This window comes from Streptomyces humidus, assembly GCF_014649655.1.
In the GTDB taxonomy this organism is placed as follows: Bacteria; Actinomycetota; Actinomycetes; order Streptomycetales; family Streptomycetaceae; genus Streptomyces; species Streptomyces humidus.
This window is the reverse complement of sequence record NZ_BMTL01000019.1, coordinates 1-25,796: the sequence shown is the minus strand read 5'-3', so window position 1 is coordinate 25,796 and position 25,796 is coordinate 1. Positions and strand designations below refer to the sequence as shown.

Below are 25,796 nucleotides of genomic sequence, written 5' to 3'. Positions count from 1 at the left end.
TTTGGCCGCATCGTATGAAGGGCCTGTACCGATTCTGCCTCACCGTAAGGGCCCGTGGGGCGCCGCTCAGCCGCGCAGATCCACCAGCAGCGGCGGCGTGTGCTCGCCTCCCACGCTGGTCAGGGACAGCACCGCGTGTCCGGGCGGGACCTCGTGCGCCAGCCGTGACGCCGACCACCGCTCCCGCTCGACCTGGCGCACGGTCACCGCGTCCGTGGTCACCGCGTTCCCGGTCACCAGCTTGCGCAGCGCGTGGATGGCGCGGGTCATCGGCTGGTCGGCGAACACGGTGTGCTTGGCGACCTCCGTGGTCTCCACCCACTCGGTGCCCCAGGTCTGCGCGAACCTGCCGCCGTCCCAGGTGGTGATCCCGGAGAACGCCATCCGGCAGCCGACGGCCCCGTACAGCGGCCCGTGCAGGGCCTCCGGGACGTCGCCGATCGTGCGCAGCGCGAGCACCACGCCCGCGTTCTGCGAGCGCAGCCGCTGCAGCCGGCGCACCGACCCGTCGGTGACGGCCCCCGTCGCGTCGTCCAGGACGAGACAGGCGAAGTGGTCGTGCCGCTCCCGGACGACGGCGTGGAACTGCGCGAGGACCAGCCGGGTGATCAGCCGGGCGGCCTCCTCGTGGCCGCGCTCGGGCAGGTCGATCCGCACCCGGAGCGGGTGGTGGGCGACGGCGCGCAGCGAGAACGTCCGGTGCGCGTCGCCGTCCGCGCCGAAGAACCCCGCGAACACGGGCCGGCTCAGCAGCGCCAGCCGGTCGGCCAGGGCACGGCCGGGGTCGCCCGGCGCACCCGTCTGCCGGATACGCGCCTGCAGCTCGCGCCGCATCACCTCGTCCCCGGCCACCGCCTCGCGCAGCGCCGACAGCGCGCCGGGCTCGCCCTCCAGCAGCTCGCGCAGCTCGGCGAGGGCGGGGAAGCGCCCGTGCGCGGCGCGGTAGGGGCCGAGCAGCTGGGCGAGCGCCGTGGCCGCGCTCTGAGCGCTCACCGAGTCGAGGTCGCCGGCCAGCCCCTCGGCGAGGAGGGCGGCGGCCTCGTCCGGATCGTCGCAGCCCGCGTACGGGTCCAGATCGTGCACCGACGCCGGGTCGCCGATCCGGACGATCACGTCGAAGGAGGAGTCGGAGCCGAGCGGGCCGCTGCCGGGCGAGGACACCGCGACCACGGCGCACGTCCCGGTCAGCGCCTGCAGGGCCAGCGCCTCGGTCAGCGGCTCGGTCAGGGTGCGCGTCTTGCCCGAGCCGGACGGCCCGACGGCCAGCAGCGACGTGCCCAGCAGATCCGGGCCGAGCGCGGCGCCCGCGTCGTGATAGACGGGCGGAGTGCGCTCGGCGGCCACCCAGCGGCCGATCCGCACCTGTCCGGCGAGCAGGTCGTGGCGGGCGCCGCGCCGGGGCAGGTCGCGGTCGCCGGAGGGGTGCGTCCAGGCCGCGCCGCCCTGGCGCAGCACGGTCTCCCGGAAGTCCCCGAGCCCCGCGCTCCACGCCTGGCGCACCCGCACGCAGTCCACGTCGTTCATCCGGCCGGCGGCGACCTCGCCGGTGAGGAGGTCGGCCGCCTCGTACTGCCCGGCGTCACGCAGCTCGGGCCACTGCGAGCGGGGCCGCTCGGCCGGGCGCGCGCCCTGTCCGGGGCCGGCCCGCCGGGCCGCGAGCCGCTCCTTCGCGTACGGCAGCCAGCCCCCGACCCGCGCGAAGGGCCAGACCACCAGCAGCGTGATCACGGCGTACAGCGCGTTCGTGAACAGGGGGGAGGCGAAGAGCTCGTACCCGCCGGAGATCAGCACGATGAGCGAGAACAGCGGGTCGACGACGGGCAGCGCGTCCCAGCCGACGCCGAAGGCCTCGGGGAAGACGAAGCTCAGCGCGGCCAGGGCGCCCAGCAGGGCGATCAGGGCCCGCGCGGGCTGCGGCCGGCGCCCGACGAAGTGCCGCACGACATGCGGCCAGCTGCCCAGCCGGCCCATGGCGTACAGCAGGACGGCGAAGAAGACTCCGTCGTAGACCACCCGCGCCTCGGCGCCGTCCATGGTCTTGGGGGAGGCGATCGTGCCGCCCCACCACCAGTCGCCCGGAGTGAACAGCCGCAGCAGGGTGAACTGGTAGGGCAGGGCGCCCCGCCGCCACAGCGACCACAGCACCAGCGCGACCACCAGCGGGACCAGCATCCCCACGACCGTCACCGGCGCGAGCCGCTCCGACTCCCGCGGCGGCTTCGACGGCCGGTGCCCGAACCGCCAGATCCCCGGCCTGGCCGCCGGCCGGGCCTCGTCGAGCCAGGCAGCGACTGCGGACGCGGCCCGCGGCGCGTGCTCGGCGGCCGGCGGCACGCCCGGGGGGCGGGCCGGCCGCGGCGGCGCCGACGGCGGGTGCGTGGGCGGGTGCGCGGGCCCCGCCGGGCGCGGCACGGGATTCGCATGAGTGCCCCGCGCGTCCTGCGTCCCGTCGCTGTCCATCGACCCTGCCCCCCGACCAGCTGTTCCCTCTGTCATCAGCGAGTCAATCTAACGCGCCCGCAACGGGAGTTCACCGCTTACGCGGCCGGGCCCGCGGGGACGGCCTCCCGCCGGCACTGTCCATGACGGACAACCCGTCCGCGCGACACCGCCCACATGGAGCATGCCCACCCTCAGCCCGTCGTCCTAGCCTGCGGGAAGAGAAGGAAAGCGTCCGCAAAGCACCGTTCGCAGAACCACAGGAGCCGTCATGACCGCCCTTCCGCAGGAGCGCCGCGTCGTCACCGCCATCCCCGGCCCGAAGTCGCAGGAGCTGCAGGCCCGCCGTACCGCCGCGGTGGCGGCCGGCGTGGGCTCGGTGCTCCCCGTCTTCACCACGCGCGCGGGCGGCGGCATCATCGAGGACGTCGACGGCAACCGTCTGATCGACTTCGGCTCCGGCATCGCGGTGACCTCCGTCGGCGCGTCCGCCGAGGCCGTGGTGCGCCGGGCCACCGCCCAGCTCGCCGACTTCACCCACACCTGTTTCATGGTCACCCCCTACGAGGGCTACGTGGCGGTCGCCGAGGCCCTCGCCGAACTCACCCCGGGCGACCACGCCAAGAAGTCCGCGCTGTTCAACTCCGGCGCCGAGGCCGTCGAGAACGCCGTCAAGATCGCGCGTGCGTACACCAAGCGCCAGGCCGTCGTCGTCTTCGACCACGGCTACCACGGCCGGACCAACCTCACCATGGCGCTGACGGCGAAGAACATGCCGTACAAGCACGGCTTCGGTCCGTTCGCCCCCGAGGTCTACCGCGTCCCGGTCGCCTACGGCTACCGCTGGCCCACGGGCGCCGAGAACGCGGGCCACGAGGCCGCGGCGCAGGCCATCGACGAGATCACCAAGCAGGTCGGCGCGGACAACGTGGCCGCGATCATCATCGAGCCGGTGCTCGGCGAGGGCGGCTTCATCGAGCCCGCCAAGGGCTTCCTTCCGGCCATCAGCGAGTTCGCGTCCGCCAACGGCATCGTCTTCGTCGCCGACGAGATCCAGTCCGGCTTCTGCCGCACCGGCCAGTGGTTCGCCTGCGAGGACGAGGGCATCGTCCCGGACCTGATCACCACGGCCAAGGGCATCGCGGGCGGGCTGCCGCTCGCCGCCGTGACCGGCCGCGCCGAGATCATGGACGCCGCGCACGCGGGCGGCCTGGGCGGCACCTACGGCGGCAACCCCGTCGCCTGCGCGGGCGCGCTCGGCGCGATCGAGACGATGAAGGAGCTCGACCTCAACGCCCGGGCCAAGCACATCGAGGCCGTCATGAAGGGCCGTCTGACGGCCATGGCCGAGAAGTTCGACGTCATCGGCGACGTCCGCGGGCGCGGCGCGATGATCGCGGTCGAGCTGGTCAAGGACCGCACGACGAAGGAGCCGAACCCCGAGGCCACCGCCGCCCTCGCCAAGGCCTGCCACCAGGAGGGCCTGCTTGTCCTGACCTGCGGCACCTACGGCAACGTGCTGCGCTTCCTGCCGCCGCTGGTCATCGGCGACGACCTGCTGAACGAGGGGCTCGACATCATCGAGCAGGCTTTCGCGCGCATCTGAGCCGGGGTGCCGCACAGCTGAGTTCCGCGGCGCCGCACAGCGTGTGAAGAACGTGTGCGGGGAGGATGGCGGGACGGGACATGGCCTGTCCTGCCGGCCGTCGCTGCCGTAGGTTCTCCCCAGATGAGAGATACACCCCGTCCACAGGGGACTGTGGACGGACACCGGGCCGGGGCCTCCCCAGCTTCGACCTGGTCGTGCCCTCGCGCACACAACCGGAGCTTCCGGCTTCGGAGTCTCCACACCGATCGGACGGTCGTCCGCCCCAAACCCCCCGGGGCGGCCGACGATCCGGTCCGGACGGCCACCCCGGAACCACCCCCCCTGTTCCGGGGTGGCCGACCTCCTTCTCTGGTGCGGACCACGAAAGACGGACCCCGGACGCGATCCGGGGTCCTTTTCGTTTCCTGTTCCTCTTCCTGTTCGTGTTTTGGTCCGGTCCGGTCCGGGTCTGTTCCGGGCGGCTTCGATCCGGCGGTTCTCCGTCGGGTTCTCCGCCGGTTCTCCGTCGTGCGGCCGCCGCTGAGAAGCTGGGACCCATGCCGTCCCGCCCGAGCCGCGCCCTCCTCGGCCTCCTGCCGCCCGCCGTCCTCTTCGCGCTGGTCACCTGGCAGGTGGCCGTCGACGGGCCGCTCCTGGGTCCGGACGAGCGTCTCAGTCACGCCCTGGTCCGGCCCGGCCGGGCCGGCGAGCTGCTGGCCGACCTGGGGAACGTGCAGGTCGCGTTGCCCGTCCTGGTGCTGGTCGCGGGCTGGGCTGCGTGGCGGGGCAGATGCGCGGGCGGTGCGCGGTGGTGGGTGCCGCCCGTCGCCGCCCTGTGCCTGATGGCGCTGGTGCCGCTGATCGTCGTCCCCCTGAAGGAGTGGACCGGCCGGCCCGGTACGCCCGCTGTGCCGCCTGCCACCGGCTACTACCCCTCCGGGCACACCGCGACGGCGGTCGTCGCCTACGGTTCCGCGGTACTGGTCCTGCTGCCGTGGCTGCGTACCGCGCCCGCCCGCCGGGCCGCCGTCGCCACGGGCGCGCTCCTCGTTCTGGCCGTCTCCGCGGGACTGGTCCGGCGGGGCTACCACTGGCCGCTGGACGTCGTGGCGAGCTGGTGCCTGGGCGCGGTGCTGCTCGGTGCGCTGCGGCTCTTCCTGGAGCGGGAGTGGGATCCGGAGCGGGATCCGGAACCGGGTCAGGAACCGGATCCGGGAGCAGGCCCGGGAGCAGGCCCGGGAGCAGGCCCGGAGCGGCGACAGGACAGGCTCGGTGGGGGGCGGGGCGGCGACCACGCCAAACCGGCGCACACCCGTCGTCCACCCGTACGACTCGGACAAGCGACCCGTCGGCGTCCCACCCCTACGGTGGAGCACACACACCACAGGACACCCCCTAAGCGGAAGGGCCGGGACTCCCATATGACTTCCCTCCACGCCTTCTGGCTCGCCGGCCGCCAGGTCACCGGCGAGGACGGCTTCGACGTCACCTCGCCCTGGGACGGCCGCCTCGTCGCCCGGGTCGGCGTGCCGACGGACGCCCAGGTCGAGGAGGCCGTGGCCGCCGCCCACGCCGTCCGGGACGAGTTCGCCGCGACCCCGGCCCATGTGCGCGCCGCCGCTCTCGACCATGTCAGCAAGCGGCTCGCCGAGCGCACCGAGGAGATCGCCCAGCTGATCTCCGCGGAGAACGGCAAGCCGATCAAGTGGGCGCGGGGCGAGGTCGGCCGCGCCGTGTCGGTCTTCCGCTTCGCCGCCGAGGAGGCCCGGCGTTTCAACGGCGGCGAGGCCCAGCGCCTGGACACCGACCTCGGCGGTCAGGGGCGGCTCGCCCTCACCCGGCGCTTCCCCAAGGGTGTCGTGCTCGGCATCGCGCCGTTCAACTTCCCGCTGAACCTGTGCGCCCACAAGGTCGCCCCGGCGATCGCGGCCGGTGCGCCGATCATTCTCAAGCCCGCCCCCGCGACCCCGCTGTCCGGCCTGATCATCGGCGATCTGCTCGCCGAGACGGACCTGCCGGCCGGCTCCTGGTCGATCCTGCCGGTCGCCAACGACCGCATGCCCGCCCTCGTCCAGGACGAGCGGCTGCCGGTCATCTCGTTCACGGGCTCCGAGCAGGTCGGCTACGCGATCATGGACTCGGTGCCGCGCAAGCACTGCACCCTGGAGCTGGGCGGCAACGGCGCGGCCGTGGTCCTCGCGGACTACGCCTCCGACGCCGACCTCGACTGGGCGGCCACCCGCATCGCGACGTTCTCCAACTACCAGGGCGGCCAGTCCTGCATCTCGGTGCAGCGGGTCGTCGCGGACGCCTCCGTCTACGACCGGCTGCTGCCGCGCATCGTCGCCGCCGTCGAGGCCCAGGTCACCGGCGACCCCGCCGACGACGCCACGGACGTCGGTCCGCTGGTGAGCGAGGCCGCGGCCGAGCGTGTCGAGGCCTGGGTCGACGAGGCCGTCGCCGCGGGCGCGAAGCTCCTGGCCGGCGGCAAGCGCGACGGCGCCTCCTACGCGCCGACCGTCCTGGCCGAGGTGCCGTCGGACACCACGATCGCCCGTGAGGAGGTCTTCGGGCCGGTGCTCACGGTGCAGCGGGTGAACGGCGAGGCCGAGGCCTTCGCGGCCGTCAACTCCTCCAAGTACGGCCTCCAGGCGGGCGTGTTCACCCACGACCTCCAGGTCGCCTTCCGTGCCCACCGTGCGCTGGAGGTCGGCGGCGTCGTCGTCGGCGACGTGCCCTCCTACCGCGCCGACCAGATGCCGTACGGCGGCGTCAAGCAGTCCGGGGTGGGCCGCGAGGGCGTGAAGTTCGCGATGGACGACTACACCTACGAGCGGGTGCTGGTCCTGACGGGCATCGCGCTCTGATTCATGGGAACCGTTTTCGTATAGCTTGCCCGAAGCGGCCCGGCACCGATGCCTTCCGGTGCCGGGCCGCTTCGCGTCGGCTCCCGCGGACCCTCAGCCGGAGAAGCCGACGTGCGCGAGCCGCAGTGGGCCGCGCAGTCCGATGCGCAGGTCGCGCACGCCGTCGGCGGTGAAGGCGGCCTCGACGCGGACGTAGTCGTAGGGGCCCGCCGTGGGTGTGCCCAGGGTGAGCACGACCGGCGCGCCGCCGTCCGGCGTGACCTCGACGGTGCCCTGCCCGGCCACCGTGACCGTGACGCCGGTCGTGCCGGACCGGAAGTCGCAGGCGCGGTAGAGAAGTTCGCCCGTCCCGCCCGCGCCCGGCGTCACCGCGTCGCCGGACGTCTTCGTGCGGTCGACGATCTCGCAGCCGCTCTGCTCGTCGAAGGCGACGGCCGCCAGACCGCCGTCCAGGACCTCGCGCGGGCCGGACGGCTCGCCGTCGAGGGTGACGGTCCCGCGCAGCCGGACGTCCGCGCTGGACGCGCCGACCAGGAGGTCGTAGGGGCCGGACTCCAGCCGCCACCGGTCGTGGGCCACGTCCCAGAACGCGAACGCGGACAGCGGGACCTCGAAGGACAGCTCGGTCCTCTCGCCGGGCGCGAGCCGCACCCGGCGGTGACCGAGCAGCTCGCGGCGCGGCCGGACCACCGAGGGCTCCACGGCGCGGGCGTAGAGCTGGGCGACCTCGTCGGCTGTCGTCGCACCGGTGTTGGCGACCGTGAACGTCACGTGCACCGAGCCGCCCTCGACGCGCAGCGCCAGGCCGTCGTAGGAGAACGACGTGTACGACAGGCCGTGTCCGAACGGGAAGAGCGGGTCGCCCTCGAAGTAGAGGTACGTCTGCCGGGCCCCGATCACGTCGTAGTCGAGCAGGTCGGGCAGGTCGGCGTCGTCGGCGTACCAGGTCTGGGGCAGGCGGCCGGCGGGGGAGACGTCGCCGGCCAGGACCCGCGCCAGGGCGGCGCCCGCGGCCTGGCCGCCGTGCGCGGTCCACAGCGCCGCGGACAGCGGCCCCGGCTCGAAGGCGTAGGGGTACGCCGACACCAGGGCCAGCACCGTGCGGGGGTTCGCCGCCCGGGCGGCCGCCAGCAGCCGCTCCTGGTGGGCCGGCAGCCGCAGCGTCGTGCGGTCCTCGGTCTCGCGGCCGTTGATGTGCGGGTCGTTGCCCGCCACCACCACGACCACGTCGGCCCCGGCGGCCGCCCGGCTCACCGCGTCCTCGCCCCGCTCGACGACGACCAGCTCGAAGACCTCGGGATCCGCCTCGGCAACCTGCACGCCGTCGGCGGCGACACAGACGTGGCGACCCGTGCCCACGTGCAGCAGGAGGTGACCTTTTCCATGTGGTTCGAGGCGGAACGTCTCCTGCACGATCCAGCCGCCGGGCTGGTCGGCGGAGGCGCGCAGCCGCCCGTCCTCGGCCACCGACAGATAGCAGCCGTCGGGGGCGCGCAGCGTGAGCACCCCCTCGCCCCAGTCGGCGAGCGCGAACTCCGTGCCGACGGGGTCCGTGGTCAGCGGCGGCAGGTCCGTGCGGCCGGTGAGGAGCGCCGGGTCGAGGGCGCCCTCGGCGCCGCGCGCCCCGGCCGCCGCCCCGGGAGCGTCGGGGACCTTCAGGAACGTTCCGGCGGAGGTCCGCAGCCGCACCCGGTCCACGCCCTCGGCGAACCCGACCCGCTCGGCGCCGAACCGCTCGTACAGCCCCTCCAGCGGAGTGGAGCGATGCATCAGCGTGCCGCTGTACCAGTCGAGCTTGCACTCGTCGGCGAGCAGGCCGACCACCGCGATCCGGGTACCGTCGGCCAGCGGCAGCACGCCGTCGTTGCGCAGCAGGACGACCGCCCGCTCGGCGGCCTCCCGGGCGAGCGCCCGGTGGGCCGGGGTGTCGAACGCGCCGGTGCCCGCGTGCGGGTCGAGGTGCGGGTCGAACTCGCCCAGGCGGAACCGGACCGACAGCTGGCGGCGGACCGCCGTGTCCACGTCCGCCTCCGTCAGCAGGCCTTGCTCCAGGGCGCCGGTGACCCGGGCCGTGATCGTCCCGCCGTCGCTGCCGTGGTCGGTGAAGCTGTCCACGCCGGCTGTCAGCGCCGCCGCCGTCGCCTCCTCGTGGGTGTCGAAGTAGTGCTCGGAGTCCACCAGGTTGGAGGGCGCGCCCGCGTCCGAGCAGACCAGCAGCTCGTCGCCGGTCCAGGTGCGCAGGTGCTCGCGCAGATACGGCGAGACATGGTTGGGGCGGCCGTTGACCAGGTTGTACGCGGGCATCACCCCGGCCACCCCGCCCGCCTGCACGGTCTCGCGGAAGGCACGCAGGTCGTACTCGTGCAGCACGCGCGGGCGGACCGACGACGACGTGACGTCCCGGCCGGTCTCGTTGTTGTGGGCCAGCCAGTGCTTGAGGACCGGGGCCGTGCGCCAGTACGTGGGGTGATCGCCGCGCAGCCCGAGCGTGTAGGCGGTGGCGACGGCCGAGGTGAGCTTCGGGTCCTCGGAGTAGCCCTCCTCGTTGCGGCCCCACAGGGGGTGGCGCAGCAGGTTGACGGTGGGCGACCAGACGTTGAGGCCGACGCGGTCGTCCCGGGCGCGCATCGCCCGGACCTCCTTGGACACCGCCTCGCCGACACGGCGCACCAGGTCGGTGTCCCAGGTCGCGGCGAGACCCACGGCCTGCGGGAACACCGTCGCCGGGCCCATCCACGCGACACCGTGCAGCGCTTCCTGCCCGGTGCGGAACGCGGCGATGCCGAGCCGCTCGACGGCGGGTACGAACTGGTGCAGGAAGGAGACCTTCTCCTGTGGGGTCAGACGTGACAGCAGGTCGTCGATGCGCTTCGCGAACGGCAGCTGCGGATCGCGGAAGGGCGGCGTGGGCGGCGGGTGTGCGGTCACGGTGAGGATCCCTTTGCGGTGGACCGGGAAGACTCTTTCGAAGCGCTTCGATGCTCATTCGGCGAGAGGACGGATGTCAAGAGAACCTCACGCTGATTTCAAGCGGGCCCTACCCGCATGTCACCCCGCGCGCCTCGGAGGAATCTTGGGAGCGACCCTTGTGCACCCCCGGACGTTCACTTAACCTCGCAGCAACATCGAAGCGCTTCGACTGAGTTCGACGCCGTTGGGCGCTGTTGGGCGTCGTCGGACGTCGCCGGTCGAACCTGTCGCTTCAGCTCAGCCAGTTCCACTCGAGACACCGCAGCCGACGGCCACCGCCGGGTGTCCTGGTGCGCCACGAAGGGTTGACGCAATGACGCCGAACGCCGCTTCCCCCACCTCAGGTCCTTCCGGGCCCAGCCGGAGAAGCTTCCTCGCCTCCACGGCGGTCGCCACCGCAGCGGCGGCGGGAGGGATGCCGTTGCTGGCCGCATGCGGCGGCTCGGACAGCGGCTCGCGCGAAGGCACCACGTCGGGCAAGGACGCGAAGAAGATCCTCCCGGCGTACATGGCGAGCAACGTGGTGGCGCCGGACATCCCGGCCAAGAACGGCTCGGCGATGGGCTTCACCGGCAAGCTCGATCTCGCCGCGCTCAAGACCTCGGTGCCCAAGGCGCTCGGCAAGGGCGGCAAGGTCACCGTCATGTCGCCGTTCTGGGGGTCGCCGCCCAAGGCCGACAACGCCTACTACCGGGGGATGAACTCCCTCATCGGCGTCGACGTCGTCTGGCAGAACCAGGACGGCAACACCTACGACCAGAAGCTCGGCGCGGTCCTCGCCTCCAGCGACGTCCCGGACGTGGTGGTCGTCCCCGGCTGGAACATGACCGGCCGGATACCCAGCGCGATCATCAGCAAGTTCGCCGACCTCGGCCCCTACCTCTCCGGCGACGCCGTGAAGGAGTACCCGAACCTCGCCGCGATCCCCACCGACGCCTGGCAGCGCTCGATCTTCGGTGGCAGGCTGCTCGGCCTGCCGCAGCCCTCCCCGTACGTCACCGGCATCGTGCCCCTGTACCGCAAGGACATCTTCGACAAGCAGGGGTACACGGTCCCGCGCTCCGCCGACGAGTTCATGGCGCTGGCCAAGGAGATCACCGACGCCAAGGCCAAGCGGTGGGCCTGCCTGGACATGAAGTGGACCGCCTGGCAGATGTTCGGGGTCTTCTCGGGCAGCGAGAAGCCCCTCGGCTGGAACCTCGTCGACGGCAAGCTCGTCAACCGCGTCGAGACCGACGAGTACCTGGAAGCGCTGGAGTGGACCCGCAAGCTCTTCGCCGCCGGCGTCGTGCACCCCGACGCCAAGCTGGGCAAGACGGCCCCCGACCCCGGCCCCAAGTTCGCCGCCGGCGAGTTCCTGATCTACGCCAACAACATCAGCCAGTGGTGGGGCCGCACCGCCGAACAGGCCACCCAGAACCCCGAGTTCAAGGTCTGGGGCATGGACGTCTTTGCGCACGACGGCGGCGACCCGCATCTGTGGGCCGAACAGCCCGCCGGCATCTTCGCCTTCGTCAACAAGAAGGCGTCCGAGTCGGTCATCCGTGACGTGCTGGCCGTCGCCAACGTCACCGCCGCTCCGTACGGCACCAAGGAGTACATGATGACCAACTACGGTGTGGAGGGCACCCACTACACGGTCAAGGACGGCGTCCCGGTCAAGACCGACAAGGGCAACAACGAGGTGTCGAACGCGTACGTCATGGTCGCGAGCCCGGCCGCCACCATCGCGCACCCCGACTTCCCCGCCGTCGCCAAGGCACAGGTGGAGTGGCAGCAGCGCGCGGGCTCCTTCACCAGGAAGTCCTCCTTCTACGGCATGCAGATCACCGAGCCGGCCCGGTACACCAACCTCTCCGACGGCTTCGAGCAGCTCGAGGACGACATCACCCGGGGCCGCAAGAAGATCAGCGACATGCAGCAGGCGGTCTCCGACTGGAAGAGCAAGGGCGGCGACAAGCTGCGCGACTGGTACCGCAAGCTGCTCGACGACAACGGCACGGCGGCGAGCTGACCGGCGGCGAGGCAAGGAGAACGCCGTGGCCCACAGCACGGTGCCTCGGAGCGACGCCGAGGCGGACGAGACGGCGAACACACCGGCGGCGCCCGGCGGCGCGGAGGGCGCCCGGCGAAAACCGCCCTCGGGAAGACTGAGCCTGCGCCTGCGCTTCAGACGCGACCGGGTCCTGCTCCTGATGACCCTGCCGGCCGTCCTCCTCGTCCTGGTCTTCAGCTACGTGCCGATCCTCGGCAACGTCGTCGCCTTCCAGGACTACGACCCCTACGTCAGCGACAACGGGATCGTCTCGATCCTGCACAGCCCCTGGGTCGGCTTCGACAACTTCCAGCGGATCTTCGCGGACTCGGCGTTCTGGGACGCGGTCCGCAACACCCTGGTGCTGTTCAGCCTTCAGCTGGTGCTGTACTTCCCCATCCCGATCGTGCTCGCGCTGCTCATCAACAGCGTGGTCAGGCCGAAGGTGCGGGCGCTGTCGCAGGCGATCCTCTATCTGCCGCACTTCTTCTCCTGGGTCCTGGTCATCGCCGTCTTCCAGCAGCTGTTCGGCGGCGCGGGCCTGCTCTCCCAGCTGCTGCGGCAGCACGGCTACGACGGTCTCGACATCATGACCGACCCCGGCACCTTCAAGTTCCTGATCACTGCGGAGAGCGTGTGGAAGGACGCGGGGTGGGGGATCATCGTCTTCCTCGCGGCCCTGGCCTCCGTCCCGACCGACCTGTACGAGGCCGCGGCGATGGACGGCGCCGGCCGCTGGCGCCGCATGTGGCACGTGACGCTCCCGGCCCTGCGCCCGGTGATCGCCCTGCTGCTGGTGCTGCGGGTCGGCGACGCGCTGACGGTCGGGTTCGAACAGATCCTGCTGCAGCGCGACGCGGTGGGGCCGGGCGCGTCCGAGGTCCTCGACACGTTCGTCTGGTGGAACGGTGTGCGCAACCAGGACTTCGGCTACGCGGCCGCCGCCGGCCTGGTCAAGGGCGTCGTCAGCCTCGGGCTGGTCCTCGCCGCGAACAAGGTGGCCCATCTCATGGGCGAGCAGGGGGTGTACAAGAAGTGAGCACGACACTGGAGAAGCCCGCGCGGAGACCGGCGGGCACGAGCGGCCCGTGGTCCGCCCCGCCCCGGCCGGCCTGGGAGGAGGAGCCCGGCAGGGCGGGCCTCGCGGGCAAGAGCCTCGTCCTGGCGCTGGCCTGCCTGGGGATCCTCTTCCCCATCTGGATCGTGGTCGTCACCAGCCTCTCCTCCCGCCGGACGATCGACGAGGCGGGCGGCCTGGTGATGATCCCCAAGGGCATCACCTTCGTCGCCTACGAGGAGCTGCTGAGCGGCGGGCAGGTGACCCGGGCGGCGGTGATCAGCGTCCTGATCACCCTGGTCGGCACGCTGTTCTCGATGGCGGTGTCGGTGCTGTGCGCCTACGGACTGTCCCGCACGGGGTCGCTGGGCCACCGCTGGCTGCTGCTGGCCCTGCTCGCGACGATGTTCTTCAGTGCCGGTCTCATCCCGACGTACCTGCTCGTGCAGTCGCTCGGCCTGACGGACAGTTATCTCGCGCTGATCCTGCCGAGCGCGATCAGCGTCTTCAACATCCTCGTCCTGCGCGGCTTCTTCATGGGCATCTCGCAGGAACTCACCGACAGCGCCCGCATCGACGGGGCCGGTGACTTCCGGATCCTGTGGCAGATCGTCATGCCCCTGTCGCGCGCGGTCCTCGCGGTGATCACCCTGTTCTACGCCGTCGGGTACTGGAGCGCGTGGTTCAACGCCTCGCTCTACCTGAACGACCAGGACATGATGCCGCTGCAGAACGTGATGATCCAGCTGGTGCAGAAGCAGGAGGCGCCGGTCGGCCTGGGCCAGGCCATCAAGACCGGTCAGCTGTCCGGGCTGGCCGTTCAGATGGCGGTGATGGTGATGGCCCTGCTGCCGGTCGCCGTGCTCTCGCCGTTCGTCCAGAAGCACTTCAAGAAGGGGATGCTGACGGGAGCCGTGAAGGGGTGACGTCCGGGCCCGGCGGCGCCGTCGGGCGCCGGACCGGCCGCGGGCCGTTCCCGGCCCGAGGTGGCCGCCCCGCCGCGGAACCGAGCCGACACGGCCTGGCCTTCCGCGGGGAGTCGCCCCCTCTGCGCGCCGCATCGGCCGCCCGCGCCTCCGCGGCGGCGCCCCGACGGTGCGGACGAGTGTCCCGCGGGCGCGGGCGAGTGTCCCGCCCTCTCAGCAGCTCATGTCCCCGACTCACCCCCGAGGTACCCCCATGCACGCGTCCCGCCGTACCGTCCTCGCCGGCACCGCGGCCGCCGACCGCCCCCGCCTCGCCGACGTCACCCGCGGCCGCATCCTCTTCGGCGGCGACTACAACCCCGAGCAGTGGCCCGAGGAGACCTGGCACGAGGACGTCCGGCTCATGCGGGAGGCCGGCGTCAACTCCGTCACCCTCGGCGTCTTCTCCTGGGCCCGCCTCGAACCCGAGCCCGGAGCAAGGGAGTTCGGCTGGCTCGACACGCTGATGGACCTGATGCACGCGGGCGGCATCGGGGTCGTGCTCGCCACCCCGACCTCCGCCCCGCCCCCCTGGCTGGGCCGGATCCACCCCGACACCCTCCCCCGGGACGAGAACGGAGACGTCGAGTGGTGGGGCGGCCGCCAGCACTTCTCGCACTCCAGCGCCACCTACCGGCGCCTCGCCGCGGCCATCACCGAGGACCTGGCCGCCCGCTACGCCGGCCACCCCGCCCTCACGATGTGGCACATCAACAACGAGTACTGCACCGCCGACCACGGCGACGAGGCGGCCGTCGCCTTCCGCCGCTGGCTGCGCGACAGGTACGGCACGCTCGACGCCCTCAACACCGCCTGGGGCACGGCCTTCTGGAGCCAGGGCTACGACAGCTGGGAAGGCATCCTCCCCGCCCGCCGCACCCACTACCTGAAGAACCCCGCCCAGGTGCTGGACTTCCGGCGCTTCACCTCCGACATGCTCCTGGAGTGCTTCCTCGCCGAGCGGGACATCGTCGCCCGGCACACGCCGCACATCCCGGTCACCACCAACTTCATGCCGATGTTCGCCGGCCAGGACGCCTGGCGCTGGGCCGAGGAGGAGGACGTCGTCTCCGTCGACCTCTACCCGGACCCGCGCGACCCGCTGGGACCCCAGCACGCCGCGCTGGTCCAGGACCTGACCCGCTCCCAGGCCCGCGGCCCCTGGATGCTGATGGAGCAGGCGGCGGGGCCCGTCAACTGGCGCGGGGTGAACCATCCCAAACCGCGCGGACTCAACCGGCTGTGGTCCCTGCAGGCCGTGGCCCGAGGCGCGGACGCCGTCTGCTACTTCCAGTGGCGGCAGTCCCGGCAGGGCGCCGAGAAGTTCCACTCCGGGATGGTCGGCCACGCGGGGGAGCACGGCCGCACCTTCCAGGAGGTGAAACAGCTCGGAAACGAACTGGCGCGCATCGGAGCAGAAGTGACGGGCAGTCACATCAACGCGGACGTCGCGATCCTGCACGACTGGCATGCCTGGTGGGCCGCCGCCCAGGACGGCCGCCCCTCCGCCCACGTCGACCACGCGGACATCCTGCACGCCTGGCACCGGGCCCTGTGGGAGGCCGGTCTCGCCACCGACTTCGCTCACCCCGAACACGACCTCACCCGCTACCGGCTGATCGTCGTCCCGCAGCTCTACGCGATGACGGACGCGGCGATCGACAACCTGGTCGCCCATGTCCGCGGCGGCGGAGCCCTGGTGGCCGGCTTCCTGACCGGCGTGGCCGACGAGGACGACCGCATCCGGCCGGGCGGCATGGACGCCCGGCTGCGCGAGCTGTTCGGCATCCGCACCCTGCACGAGTGGTGGCCGCTGGAGCCGGGGGAGACGGCCGCGACCGACGGGTTCGACGCGACCCTGTGGTCGGAGGAGCTCGAAGCCGACGAGGACGCGGTGGACAGCGCCTACAAGGGCGGGGAGCTCGACCGGCTGCCCGCCGTCCTGCACAAGGACCGCGCCTGGTACGTCTCCACCCTCCCCGAGCCGGACGCTCTGCGGGACCTGCTCGCGCGCGTCGCCGCCGGCGCGGGCGTGCGGCCCGTCCTCGAGGGCCTCCCGCCCGGTGTGGAGGCCGTGCGCCGGGGAGACCTGCTGTTCCTGCTCCACCACGGCCGCGAACCGGTGACCGTCGAGCTGCCCGGCGCCCACCACGACCTGCTCACCGGGACGACCGTCACCGACGAGATCACGCTGGGCCGCTACGGGGCGGCGGTGCTGCGCCCATGACCGACGCCTCCGCGCACCCGCACCCCGCCCCCGCGCGTCCGCGCCTCACCTCCGCGCATCCCGCGCCTGCGGATCCCGGCCCAGCGCACCCCGCGCGTCCGGGCGTCCGGGCCGTCCTCAGGCCGCACCGCGGCCTCCGCAGAGAAGTCCGGACTTCCTCCGGTGACGCCCGGCCGCTCGGCCTGGCCTCCGGAGGAGACCACGTCCTCACCCCGGGGACGTGGTGAAGCCCAGGAAAAACCGCGTATCCCGCATCTCCCCCCACCCATGGAAGGGACACCATGGCAACGCGCACGCTCCGCAGGATCATCATGGCGACGCTGGCCCCGGCCCTCGCGCTCGGCGCCACCGTCGGCCTCGCCTCCGCCCCCGCCTCGGCCGCCGTCTGGAACTCCTGCGACCAGTGGGGCAACACCACCCTCAACGGCTACACGCTCTACAACAACATCTGGGGCTCCGGCGCCGGCAGCCAGTGCGTCTGGGCCAACTCCGGCACCAACTGGGGCGTCTGGGCCAACCACCCGAACACCGGCGGCATCAAGTCGTACCCCGACTCCAAGAAGGTGATCAACAAGTCGATCACCTCCCTCGGCTCGCTCTCCAGCAGCTACAACGTCACCGTCCCGTCGTCCGGCGCGTACAACACCTCGTACGACATCTGGGACACGGCGCACCGCTACGAGATCATGCTCTGGGTCAACAAGACCGGACCCGTCGGCCCCCTCGGCTCCGCGCAGGGCAACGTCACGCTCGGCGGTCACTCCTGGACCGTCTACAAGGGCAACAACGGCGCCAACGAGGTGTTCTCCTTCATCCGCACCTCCAACTCGTCCTCCGGCACGGTGAACATCCTGCCGATCCTCAAGTGGATCAAGGACACCAAGGGATGGTTCGGCAACGAGACCATCGGAGACCTCCAGTTCGGCTACGAGATCACCTCGTCGTCCGGTGGCCTGAACTTCACCACCAACAACCTCACCGTCAGCAGCAGTTGACCTGATCAGAGGGTGGCGTCGGGCGGGACGACCGCATGCGTACGATCGCCCCGCCCGCGCCGCCCTCGCCCCGCGCCGGGCGAAGGCTACTCCGCCACCGGCAGCCGCGCCCCGTCGCGCAGGAACAGCGGGAGCCGGTCCAGCGGCGCGTCGACCGTCACGGCCGCACCCCCCTCGTACACCTCGCCCGTCCACGCGTCGGTCCAGCGCGCCCCCGCCGGCAGGTACGCCGTGCGGGCCGTGGCGCCCGCCGTCAGCACCGGGGCGACGAGCAGGTCCCGGCCGAAGAGGTAGGAGTCGTCCACCGACCAGGCCGCCCGGTCGTCGGGAAACTCCAGGAACAGCGGCCGCATGGGCGGCAGGCCCTCCTCGTGCGCCTCCCGCATCACCCGCAGGACGTACGGCTTGAGCCGCTCGCGCAGCCGCAGGTACTTCTCCAGGACCGCCCCGGCCTCCTCGCCGTACGACCACACCTCGTTCGGGCCGCCCGTCATGTCCGGGCCCAGCGGCATCCCGGGGTCGCGGAAGCCGTGCAGACGCATCAGCGGGGACAGCGCGCCGAACTGGAACCAGCGGACCATCACCTCCCGGTACCGCGGGTCGTCCGGGTCGCCGCCGTGGAAGCCGCCGATGTCGGTGTTCCACCACGGGATGCCCGACAGCGCGGTGTTCAGGCCGGCCGCGATCTGCCGGCGCAGGGTGGGGAAGTCGGTGCCGATGTCACCGGACCACAGGGCGGCGCCGTAACGCTGGCTGCCCGCCCACGCCGAACGGTTCAGGCTGACGATCTCCTCCTCGCCGGCCGCGCGCAGACCCTCGTGGAAGGTGCGGGCGTTCTCGGCCGGGTAGATGTTGCCGACCTCCAGCCCCGGACCCGCCCAGTACCGCAGGTTCTCCTGGAACCCGGGCTTCAGCTCGGGCTCGCAGGCGTCCAGCCAGAACGCCGTGATGCCGTACGGGGTCAGGTAGTTGTCGCGGATCCTCGACCACAGGAATTCCCGGGCCTCGGGGTTCGTCGCGTCGTAGAACGCCACCTGGACCGTCGAGGCGACCCCCTTGTCCGGCCAGTCGGCGTGGGCCGTCGGGCCGTACTCGGTGCCGATGAAGTATCCGCGCTGCTCCATCACCGGATGGTTCTCCGACAGCGGGGACACCGACGGCCAGACCGACACCACCAGCTTCACGCCCAGCTCGTCGAGTTCGCGGACCATCGCCGCCGGGTCGGGCCACTCGCTCGGGTCGAACTTCCACTCGCCGAGGTGCGTCCAGTGGAAGAAGTCGCAGACGATCGCGTCCAGCGGCAGGCCCCGGCGCTTGTACTCCCGTGCCACGTCGAGGAGTTCGTCCTGGGTGCGGTAGCGCAGCTTGCACTGCCAGAACCCGGCCGCCCACTCCGGCAGCATCGGGGTGCGGCCGGTGACCGCGCTGTAGCGGCGCTGGGCGTCGGCCGGGGAGCCGGCCGTGATCCAGTAGTCGATCTGACGGGCCGAGTCCGCGACCCAGCGGGTGCCGTTGCCGGCCAGCTCCACCCGGCCGATCGCGGGGTTGTTCCACAGCAGGGTGTAGCCGCGGCTGGAGGTGAGCACCGGGATGCCCACCTCGGCGTTGCGCTGGACCAGGTCGAGGACCAGGCCCTTCTGGTCGAGCCGCCCGTGCTGGTGCTGGCCCAGCCCGTACAGCTTCTCGTCCTCGTACGCGGCGAACCGCTGCTCCAGGCGGTGATGGCCGTGGCCGACCGCCGTGTACAGACGCGAGCCCGGCCACCAGAAGTGGGCGCGCTCCTCGGCCAGGATCTCCGTGCGGTCGTCCGTGCGCAGAAAGCGGATCAGGCCCTCGGCGTTCACCTCCACGGTGAGCGCGCCGACCGTCAGCCGCGCCTCGTCGACGCCGGTCTTGACGGTGGCCTCGGCGGCCGGCGGCTCGTCGAGCAGCGCGCCCGGCAGGCCCGGCAGGATCGGCCCGCCGAGCCGGGCGCGCACCCGGACGGCGTCCGGGCCCCAGGGTTCGATGCGCAGGGTCTCCTGGCGGCCGCTCCACTCCAGCGCCCCGCCCTGCTCACGGAAGGTGCCGGCGGTGGGGGAGGACTGCGCGAGGCTGACCTGAGGCCGGCTTCCGGCGGGCTGGTTCATCGGGATTCCTCCGTGAAGGTCAAGTGGAGTGCTCCTTGGGAGTGCAGACACGGCGGTGCCCCGGCAAGGACACGGCAGCGGTCCGGCGGGGGTCTTTCAGGAGGCGACGGGAGCCGGTCCGGTGCTCGCCCGGACCGTCAGCTCGGGCGCGATCAGCACGACCTCGTCGCCGCCGTGCCCCTCCAGCTTGGCGACCAGGCGTTCCACCGCGTGCCGGCCCATCTCCTGCGCCGGGATGGCGACGGAGGTCAGCCGCACCGAGGCCTGGACGGCGACCTGGTCGGGGCAGATCGCGACCACCGAGACGTCCTCCGGCACGGCCCGGCCCTGCTGGCGCAGCAGCGCGAGCAGCGGCTCCACCGCCGACTCGTTCTGCACGACGAAGCCGGTGGTGCCCGGACGTTCGTCGAGGATCCGGGCCAGGGTCGCGGCCATCGCGTCGTACCCGCCCTCGCACGGCCGGTGCAGCAGCCGCAGGCCCAGCTCCTTCGCCCGGCGGCGCAGCCCGTCGAGCGTGCGCTCGGCGAAGCCGGTGTGCCGTTCGTAGACCGCGGGGGCCTCGCCGATGACGGCGACGTCCCGGTGGCCGAGCGTGGCCAGATGCTCCACGCACAGCGCGCCGGTCGCCCCGAAATCCAGATCGACGCAGGTCAGCCCAGCGGTGTCGGCCGGCAGGCCGATCAGGACGGAGGGCTGGTCGGTGGAGCGCAGCAGCGGCAGCCGCTCGTCGTCGAGTTCGACGTCCATCAGGATCATCGCGTCGGCGAGCCCGCTGCCGGTGACGCGGCGGACCGCGTCGGGCCCCTCCTCGCCGGTGAGCAGCAGGACGTCGTACCCGTGCGTCCGTGCCGTGGTGGCCACCGCGATGGCGATCTCCATCATCACCGGCACGTAGATGTCGGTGCGCAGCGGGATCATCAGCGCGATGATGTTCGACCTGCTGCTGGCCAGAGCGCGCGCGCCCGCGTTCGGGTGGTAGCCGAGCTCGCGGATGCTCTGTTCGACGCGCTGCCTGGTCGTCGTGGAGATGGACCGCTTGCCACTGAGGACATAGCTCACCGTGCTCGCCGAGACTCCGGCGTGCTGGGCGACCTCGGCGAGGGTGACCATCCAGCTCTCCAAGTTTTGTGAAGCGCTTCGACAGTGCGCATTGCGAACAGGGGCGGGTGAGGGTGGTTCGACAGTAGCTCTAGCGCGAGTGGGTGTCCATAGGTTGTCGAAGCGCTTCGACTGCGACTTGTGGGGGATTGGTGGAGAAGAGTACGGGAAGCGGCCGGCGGAGTCGCCCCACTCGTTCGGCGCAGGCCGCGCGGCCGCGGCCGGCGCCCGCGCGGCCGGCGCCAGGACGCCGTGGAGGGCCGGGGCGCCACCGCTCCCGGGACGCGGCCGCCCGCCTCGCGCCCGCTCGAAGGCACGCGCGTGGGGTGGCCGGCTCGGCCCGGATCGGGTACCAACGATCGGGTAGCACCCATCGGTAACCAATGTGGTCCGAGATCCCGATTCGCGGCGAGGTGAGCCTCATGTCCGCACCACCCCTCAAGAAACCCACCGTCACCGAGCAGGAGGCCCGTCAGGTCGCCGAGGCCGCCCGGGAGCAGGACTGGCGTAAGCCCAGCTTCGCCAAGGAACTGTTCCTGGGCCGCTTCCGCCTGGACCTCGTCCACCCGCACCCGGTCCCCTCCGACGAGGCCGTCCGGCGCGGCGAGGCATTCCTGGCCAAGCTCCGCGACTTCTGCGAGACCCAGGTGGACGCGGCCCGCATCGAACGCGAGGCCCGCATCCCCGACGAGGTCGTGCGCGGGCTCAAGGAGCTCGGCGCCCTCGGCATGAAGATCGACCCCAAGTACGGCGGCCTCGGCCTCACCCAGGTCTACTACAACAAGGCCCTGGCCCTGGTGGGTTCGGCCAGCCCCGCCGTCGGGGTGCTGCTCTCGGCGCACCAGTCGATCGGCGTGCCGCAGCCGCTGAAGATGTTCGGCACCCCCGAGCAGAAGCAGAAGTTCCTGCCCCGCTGCGCCACCACCGACATCAGCGCCTTCCTGCTCACCGAGCCGGACGTCGGCTCCGACCCGGCGCGGCTGGCGACGAGCGCGGTGCCGGACGGGGACGACTACGTCCTCGACGGGGTGAAGCTGTGGACGACCAACGGCGTGGTCGCCGACCTGCTGGTGGTGATGGCGCGGGTCCCGAAGAGCGAGGGGCACAAGGGCGGCATCACCGCCTTCGTCGTCGAGGCGGACTCGCCCGGGATCACCGTCGAGAACCGCAACGCCTTCATGGGCCTGCGCGGCATCGAGAACGGCGTCACCCGCTTCCACCGGGTCCGGGTCCCGGCCGCGCACCGCGTCGGCCCCGAGGGCGCCGGGCTGAAGATCGCCCTGACCACGCTCAACACGGGCCGGCTCTCCCTGCCCGCGTCCTGCGTGGCCGCCGGCAAGTGGTCTCTGAAGATCGCCCGTGAGTGGTCGGCGGCCCGTGAGCAGTGGGGCAAGCCGATCGCCCACCACGAGGCGGTCGGCGCGAAGATCTCCTTCATCGCGGCGACCACCTTCGCCCTGGAGGCGGTCCTCGACCTGTCCTCGCAGATGGCCGACGAGGACCGCAACGACATCCGCATCGAGGGCGCGCTGGCCAAGCTCTTCGCCTCCGAGATGGGCTGGCGGATGGCCGACGAGCTGGTCCAGATCCGCGGCGGACGCGGCTTCGAGACCGCGGACTCCCTCGCCGCGCGCGGCGAGAAGGCCGTCCCCGCCGAACAGGTCCTGCGCGACCTGCGGATCAACCGGATCTTCGAGGGCTCGACGGAGATCATGCACCTCCTCATCGCGCGTGAGGCCGTCGACGCCCACCTCACGGTCGCCGGCGACCTCATCGACCCCGACAAGTCCCTCCAGGACAAGGCGAAGGCGGGCGCGAACGCCGGTGTCTTCTACGCCAAGTGGCTGCCGAAGCTGGTCGCGGGGCCGGGACAGCTGCCGTCTTCGTACGGGGAGTTCAAGCACGCAGGCGTCGACCTGTCGCCGCATCTGCGGCATGTCGAGCGGCACGCGCGCAAGCTCGCCCGCTCCACCTTCTACGCCATGTCCCGCTGGCAGGGCCGGATGGAGACCAAGCAGGGCTTCCTCGGCCGGATCGTCGACATCGGCGCGGAGCTGTTCGCGATGAGCGCGGCCTGTGTGCGCGCCGAACTGCTGCGCTCGCGCGGCGAGAACGGGCGCGAGGCCTACCAGCTCGCCGACGTGTTCTGCCGGCAGTCCCGCATCCGCGTCGACGAACTCTTCACGCGACTGTGGCACAACACCGACGACCTGGACCGCAAGGTGGTCCAGGGCGTCATGGCGGGCGTCTACGAGTGGCTGGAGCAGGGCGTCGTCGACCTGTCCGGAGACGCTCCGTGGATCGCCGACGCGACCCCGGGCCCCAGCGAGCGGGAAAACGTCCACCGCCCGATCAGGTGATCCTTCGAACACGGTTGCCAGGCGGCCAGGTCACAGGGCGTCCCTCCGGGGGACGCCCTGTCCTGCCGCCTCCCCGTTGCGGCAACAATGGGGGGATGAGCGACAGTCCAGCCCCCCTCGCCGATCCGCATCTCGTCTACGACCCCGTCGTGGACGACGGCCCCAAGGACGTGGTGATCCTCGGTTCCACCGGTTCGATCGGGACCCAGGCCATCGACCTCGTGCTGCGCAACCCGGACCGGTTCCGGGTGACCGGCCTGTCCGCCAACGGCGGCCGGGTCGCCCTCCTCGCCGAGCAGGCCCGCCGGCTGCGGGCACGGACCGTCGCGGTCGCCCGCGAGGACGTCGTGCCCGCCCTGCGCGAGGCCCTGGCGGCCGAGTACGGCACGGGAGAGCCGCTGCCCGAGATCCTCGCCGGCCCCGGCGCGGCCACCGAGCTGGCCGCCTCCGACTGTCACACCGTGCTGAACGGCATCACCGGCTCCATCGGTCTCGCGCCCACCCTCGCCGCCCTGGAGGCGGGCCGCACGCTCGCGCTCGCCAACAAGGAGTCGCTCATCGTCGGCGGCCCGCTGGTCAAGGCGCTCGCCGAGCCGGGGCAGATCATCCCGGTGGACTCCGAGCACGCGGCCCTCTTCCAGTGCCTCGCCGCCGGCACCCGGGCCGACGTCCGCAAGCTGGTCGTCACCGCCTCCGGAGGCCCCTTCCGCGGCCGCACGAAGGCGGAACTGGCCGGCGTGACGGTCGAGGAGGCGCTGGCCCACCCCACCTGGTCCATGGGCCCGGTGATCACGATCAACTCCGCGACCCTCGTCAACAAGGGCCTGGAGGTCATCGAGGCGCACCTGCTCTACGACATTCCCTTCTCGCGCATTGAGGTGGTCGTCCACCCTCAGTCGTATGTCCACTCGATGGTTGAGTTCACGGACGGATCGACACTGGCGCAGGCGACGCCCCCCGACATGCGCGGGCCCATCGCCGTCGGCCTCGGCTGGCCCGGGCGCGTCCCGGACGCCGCCCCCGCCTTCGACTGGAGCACCGCGTCGACCTGGGAGTTCCACCCCCTCGACGACGAGGCCTTCCCCTCGGTGGGCCTCGCCCGGCACGTGGGCGAGCTCGCGGGCACGGCCCCCGCGGTGTTCAATGCCGCGAACGAGGAGTGCGTGGAGGCGTTCCGCAGGGGCGCGCTGTCGTTCAACGGCATCATGGAGACCGTCACCCGGGTCGTGCACGAGCACGGCACGCCGGTGACGGGAACTTCACTGACCGTGTCGGACGTCCTCGAAGCGGAGACCTGGGCACGGGCCCGGGCCCAAGAACTGACGGCTACCGCGGAGGCGCGTGCATGACAGCCCTGATGATGATCCTCGGCATAGTCGTCTTCGCGGCGGGGCTGCTGTTCTCGATCGCCTGGCACGAGCTGGGGCACCTGTCCACGGCCAAGCTCTTCGGCATCCGGGTCCCGCAGTACATGGTCGGCTTCGGCCCGACCGTCTTCTCGCGCAAGAAGGGCGACACCGAGTACGGGGTCAAAGCGATCCCGCTGGGCGGCTACATCCGCATGATCGGCATGTTCCCGCCGGGCGACGACGGCCGGATCACGGCCCGCTCCACCTCGCCCTGGCGCGGCATGATCGAGGACGCCCGCTCGGCGGCCTACGAGGAACTGCAGCCGGGCGACGAGACGCGCATGTTCTACACGCGCAAGCCATGGAAGCGCGTCATCGTGATGTTCGCCGGACCGTTCATGAACCTGGTGCTCGCGATCGGGCTGTTCCTCACCGTCCTGATGGGCTTCGGCATCTCCCAGCAGACCACCAGCGTCAGCTCCGTCTCCCCGTGCGTCATCGCGCAGAGCCAGAACCGTGACGCGTGCAAACCGTCCGACCCGGCCTCCCCGGCCGCGGCCGCCGGCATGAAGCCGGGCGACCGGATCGTCTCCTTCGCCGGAGAGAGGACCGACGACTGGGACACCCTCTCCGACCTGATCCGGGTCAGCGCCGGCAAGGACGTCGCCATCGTCGTCGACCGCAAGGGCCAGGAACTGACCCTGCACGCCAAGATCGCCACCAATATGGTCGCCAAGAAGGACTCCAGCGGGGCGTACGTCCAGGGCCAGTACGTCAAGGCCGGATTCCTGGGCTTCAGCGCGGCCACCGGCGTCGTCAAGCAGGACTTCGGCGACTCCGTGTCCTGGATGACCGACCGGGTGGGCGAGGCCGTCGACTCCCTCACCGCCCTGCCCGGCAAGATCCCGGCCCTGTGGAACGCGGCCTTCGACGGCGCGCCCCGCGAGCCCGACTCGCCCATGGGCGTGGTCGGCGCGGCCCGCGTCGGCGGCGAGATCTTCACCCTGGACATCCCGGCCTCGCAGCAGCTCGCCCTGGCCGTGATGCTCGTGGCCGGCTTCAACCTCTCCCTGTTCCTGTTCAACATGCTCCCGCTGCTGCCGCTCGACGGCGGGCACATCGCGGGCGCCCTGTGGGAGGCGCTGCGCCGCAACACGGCCAAGGTCCTGCGCAGGCCGGACCCGGGCCCGTTCGACGTGGCGAAGCTGATGCCGGTCGCGTACGTGGTGGCGGGCATCTTCATCTGCTTCACCGTGCTGGTCCTGATCGCCGACGTGGTCAACCCGGTGAAGATCTCGTAGCGACTGCTCCTCGTCGCCCCCTGCGGCCCGCGGCCCGCGGTCCGGGACGGCCCGGCACTCTCCTCGTGCCGGGCCGTCCCGCGTCACGGGGGTTCGACGACCGAGGGGCGCCCCGCCCGGGTGGTTCCCGGGTGCGGACGTGCTCCCGCCCCGCCCGGTGCCGTAATCTCGAAGCCTGGAACCCGCCTGAAGACGGGACCTGGACCTTGATCCACGACTTGGGGTTGCACAGCAGATGACTGCGATTTCTCTCGGCATGCCGTCCGTTCCGACCAAGCTCGCCGAGCGCCGCAAGAGCCGGCAGATCCAGGTCGGCTCCGTGGCGGTCGGCGGGGACGCGCCGGTGTCGGTGCAGTCGATGACGACGACGCGTACGTCGGACATCGGTGCGACGTTGCAGCAGATCGCCGAGTTGA

At 71.9% G+C, this 25,796-nt stretch carries 15 protein-coding genes and 2 pseudogenes; 13 read left to right on the top strand and 4 right to left on the bottom strand.

Annotation, left to right across the window (positions count from 1 at the left end; all coding sequences use genetic code 11):
* Positions 1-66: 66 nt before the first annotated feature.
* The gene (locus tag IE239_RS22140) at positions 67-2,460 is read right to left on the bottom strand and encodes a type IV secretory system conjugative DNA transfer family protein (protein WP_190151113.1); all 2,394 of its coding nucleotides are present in this window, start codon (positions 2,458-2,460) and stop codon (positions 67-69) included.
* Between the two features lie 250 nt (positions 2,461-2,710).
* Here IE239_RS22140 and gabT point away from each other — a divergent pair, with 250 nt between their 5' ends.
* The 4 genes and pseudogenes from gabT to IE239_RS22125 all read left to right on the top strand — a co-directional run bounded on the left by gabT (position 2,711) and on the right by IE239_RS22125 (position 6,894).
* Positions 2,711-4,045: a 4-aminobutyrate--2-oxoglutarate transaminase gene (gabT, locus tag IE239_RS22135; RefSeq protein WP_190151112.1), complete on the top strand. Its 1,335-nt coding sequence runs from the start codon at positions 2,711-2,713 to the stop codon at positions 4,043-4,045.
* Between the two features lie 123 nt (positions 4,046-4,168).
* Positions 4,169-4,386, top strand: a pseudogene (locus IE239_RS43280) (phosphatase PAP2 family protein); the annotation flags it as partial.
* A 198-nt stretch (positions 4,387-4,584) separates the two neighbouring features.
* Positions 4,585-5,178, top strand: a pseudogene (locus tag IE239_RS43275) (phosphatase PAP2 family protein); the annotation flags it as partial.
* Positions 5,179-5,448: 270 nt separating this feature from the next.
* Positions 5,449-6,894 (top strand): aldehyde dehydrogenase family protein, encoded by a 1,446-nt coding sequence (locus tag IE239_RS22125; RefSeq protein WP_190151245.1) that lies wholly within the window; start codon positions 5,449-5,451, stop codon positions 6,892-6,894.
* Positions 6,895-6,987: 93 nt separating this feature from the next.
* Here IE239_RS22125 and IE239_RS22120 read toward each other — a convergent pair whose 3' ends face one another.
* Entirely contained in the window at positions 6,988-9,822 is a 2,835-nt protein-coding gene (locus IE239_RS22120; protein WP_190151111.1) for a glycoside hydrolase family 3 C-terminal domain-containing protein, read from the bottom strand.
* A gap of 355 nt (positions 9,823-10,177) precedes the next feature.
* Here IE239_RS22120 and IE239_RS22115 point away from each other — a divergent pair, with 355 nt between their 5' ends.
* The 5 genes from IE239_RS22115 to IE239_RS22095 all read left to right on the top strand — a co-directional run bounded on the left by IE239_RS22115 (position 10,178) and on the right by IE239_RS22095 (position 17,143).
* A complete protein-coding gene (locus IE239_RS22115) occupies positions 10,178-11,878 on the top strand; it encodes an extracellular solute-binding protein (RefSeq protein WP_190151110.1) in 1,701 nt (566 codons plus the stop codon).
* 25 nt (positions 11,879-11,903) lie between these two features.
* A complete protein-coding gene (locus tag IE239_RS22110) occupies positions 11,904-12,938 on the top strand; it encodes an ABC transporter permease (RefSeq protein WP_190151109.1) in 1,035 nt (344 codons plus the stop codon).
* Positions 12,935-13,882 (top strand): carbohydrate ABC transporter permease, encoded by a 948-nt coding sequence (locus IE239_RS22105; RefSeq protein WP_190151108.1) that lies wholly within the window; start codon positions 12,935-12,937, stop codon positions 13,880-13,882. The genes IE239_RS22110 and IE239_RS22105 overlap by 4 nt, the downstream gene beginning before the upstream one ends.
* A gap of 253 nt (positions 13,883-14,135) precedes the next feature.
* Positions 14,136-16,148, top strand: a complete 2,013-nt coding sequence (locus tag IE239_RS22100) for a beta-galactosidase (protein WP_190151107.1) — start codon at positions 14,136-14,138, stop codon at positions 16,146-16,148.
* A gap of 281 nt (positions 16,149-16,429) precedes the next feature.
* Complete coding sequence (locus IE239_RS22095) at positions 16,430-17,143, top strand: glycoside hydrolase family 12 protein (RefSeq protein WP_190151106.1); 714 nt, start codon at positions 16,430-16,432, stop codon at positions 17,141-17,143.
* A gap of 86 nt (positions 17,144-17,229) precedes the next feature.
* Here the strand turns inward: IE239_RS22095 and IE239_RS22090 are convergent, their stop codons facing one another.
* Together IE239_RS22090 and IE239_RS22085 are read right to left on the bottom strand one after the other, a co-directional pair.
* Positions 17,230-19,272, bottom strand: coding sequence for a glycoside hydrolase family 31 protein (locus tag IE239_RS22090; protein WP_190151105.1), 2,043 nt, complete (start codon positions 19,270-19,272; stop codon positions 17,230-17,232).
* A gap of 96 nt (positions 19,273-19,368) precedes the next feature.
* On the bottom strand, positions 19,369-20,382 hold the full coding sequence (locus tag IE239_RS22085; protein ID WP_190151104.1) for a LacI family DNA-binding transcriptional regulator: 1,014 nt from the start codon (positions 20,380-20,382) through the stop codon (positions 19,369-19,371).
* Positions 20,383-20,792: 410 nt separating this feature from the next.
* Here IE239_RS22085 and IE239_RS22080 point away from each other — a divergent pair, with 410 nt between their 5' ends.
* From IE239_RS22080 to IE239_RS22065, 4 genes are all read left to right on the top strand, one after another.
* A complete protein-coding gene (locus IE239_RS22080) occupies positions 20,793-22,730 on the top strand; it encodes an acyl-CoA dehydrogenase family protein (protein ID WP_190151103.1) in 1,938 nt (645 codons plus the stop codon).
* A 95-nt stretch (positions 22,731-22,825) separates the two neighbouring features.
* The gene (gene dxr, locus IE239_RS22075) at positions 22,826-24,079 is read left to right on the top strand and encodes a 1-deoxy-D-xylulose-5-phosphate reductoisomerase (protein ID WP_190151102.1); all 1,254 of its coding nucleotides are present in this window, start codon (positions 22,826-22,828) and stop codon (positions 24,077-24,079) included.
* Positions 24,076-25,380, top strand: a complete 1,305-nt coding sequence (locus tag IE239_RS22070; protein ID WP_190151101.1) for a M50 family metallopeptidase — start codon at positions 24,076-24,078, stop codon at positions 25,378-25,380. Before dxr ends, IE239_RS22070 begins: the two co-directional genes overlap by 4 nt.
* Before the next feature lie 235 nt (positions 25,381-25,615).
* On the top strand, positions 25,616-25,796 hold a 181-nt coding region (locus tag IE239_RS22065), incomplete at its 3' end, for a flavodoxin-dependent (E)-4-hydroxy-3-methylbut-2-enyl-diphosphate synthase (RefSeq protein ID WP_190151100.1).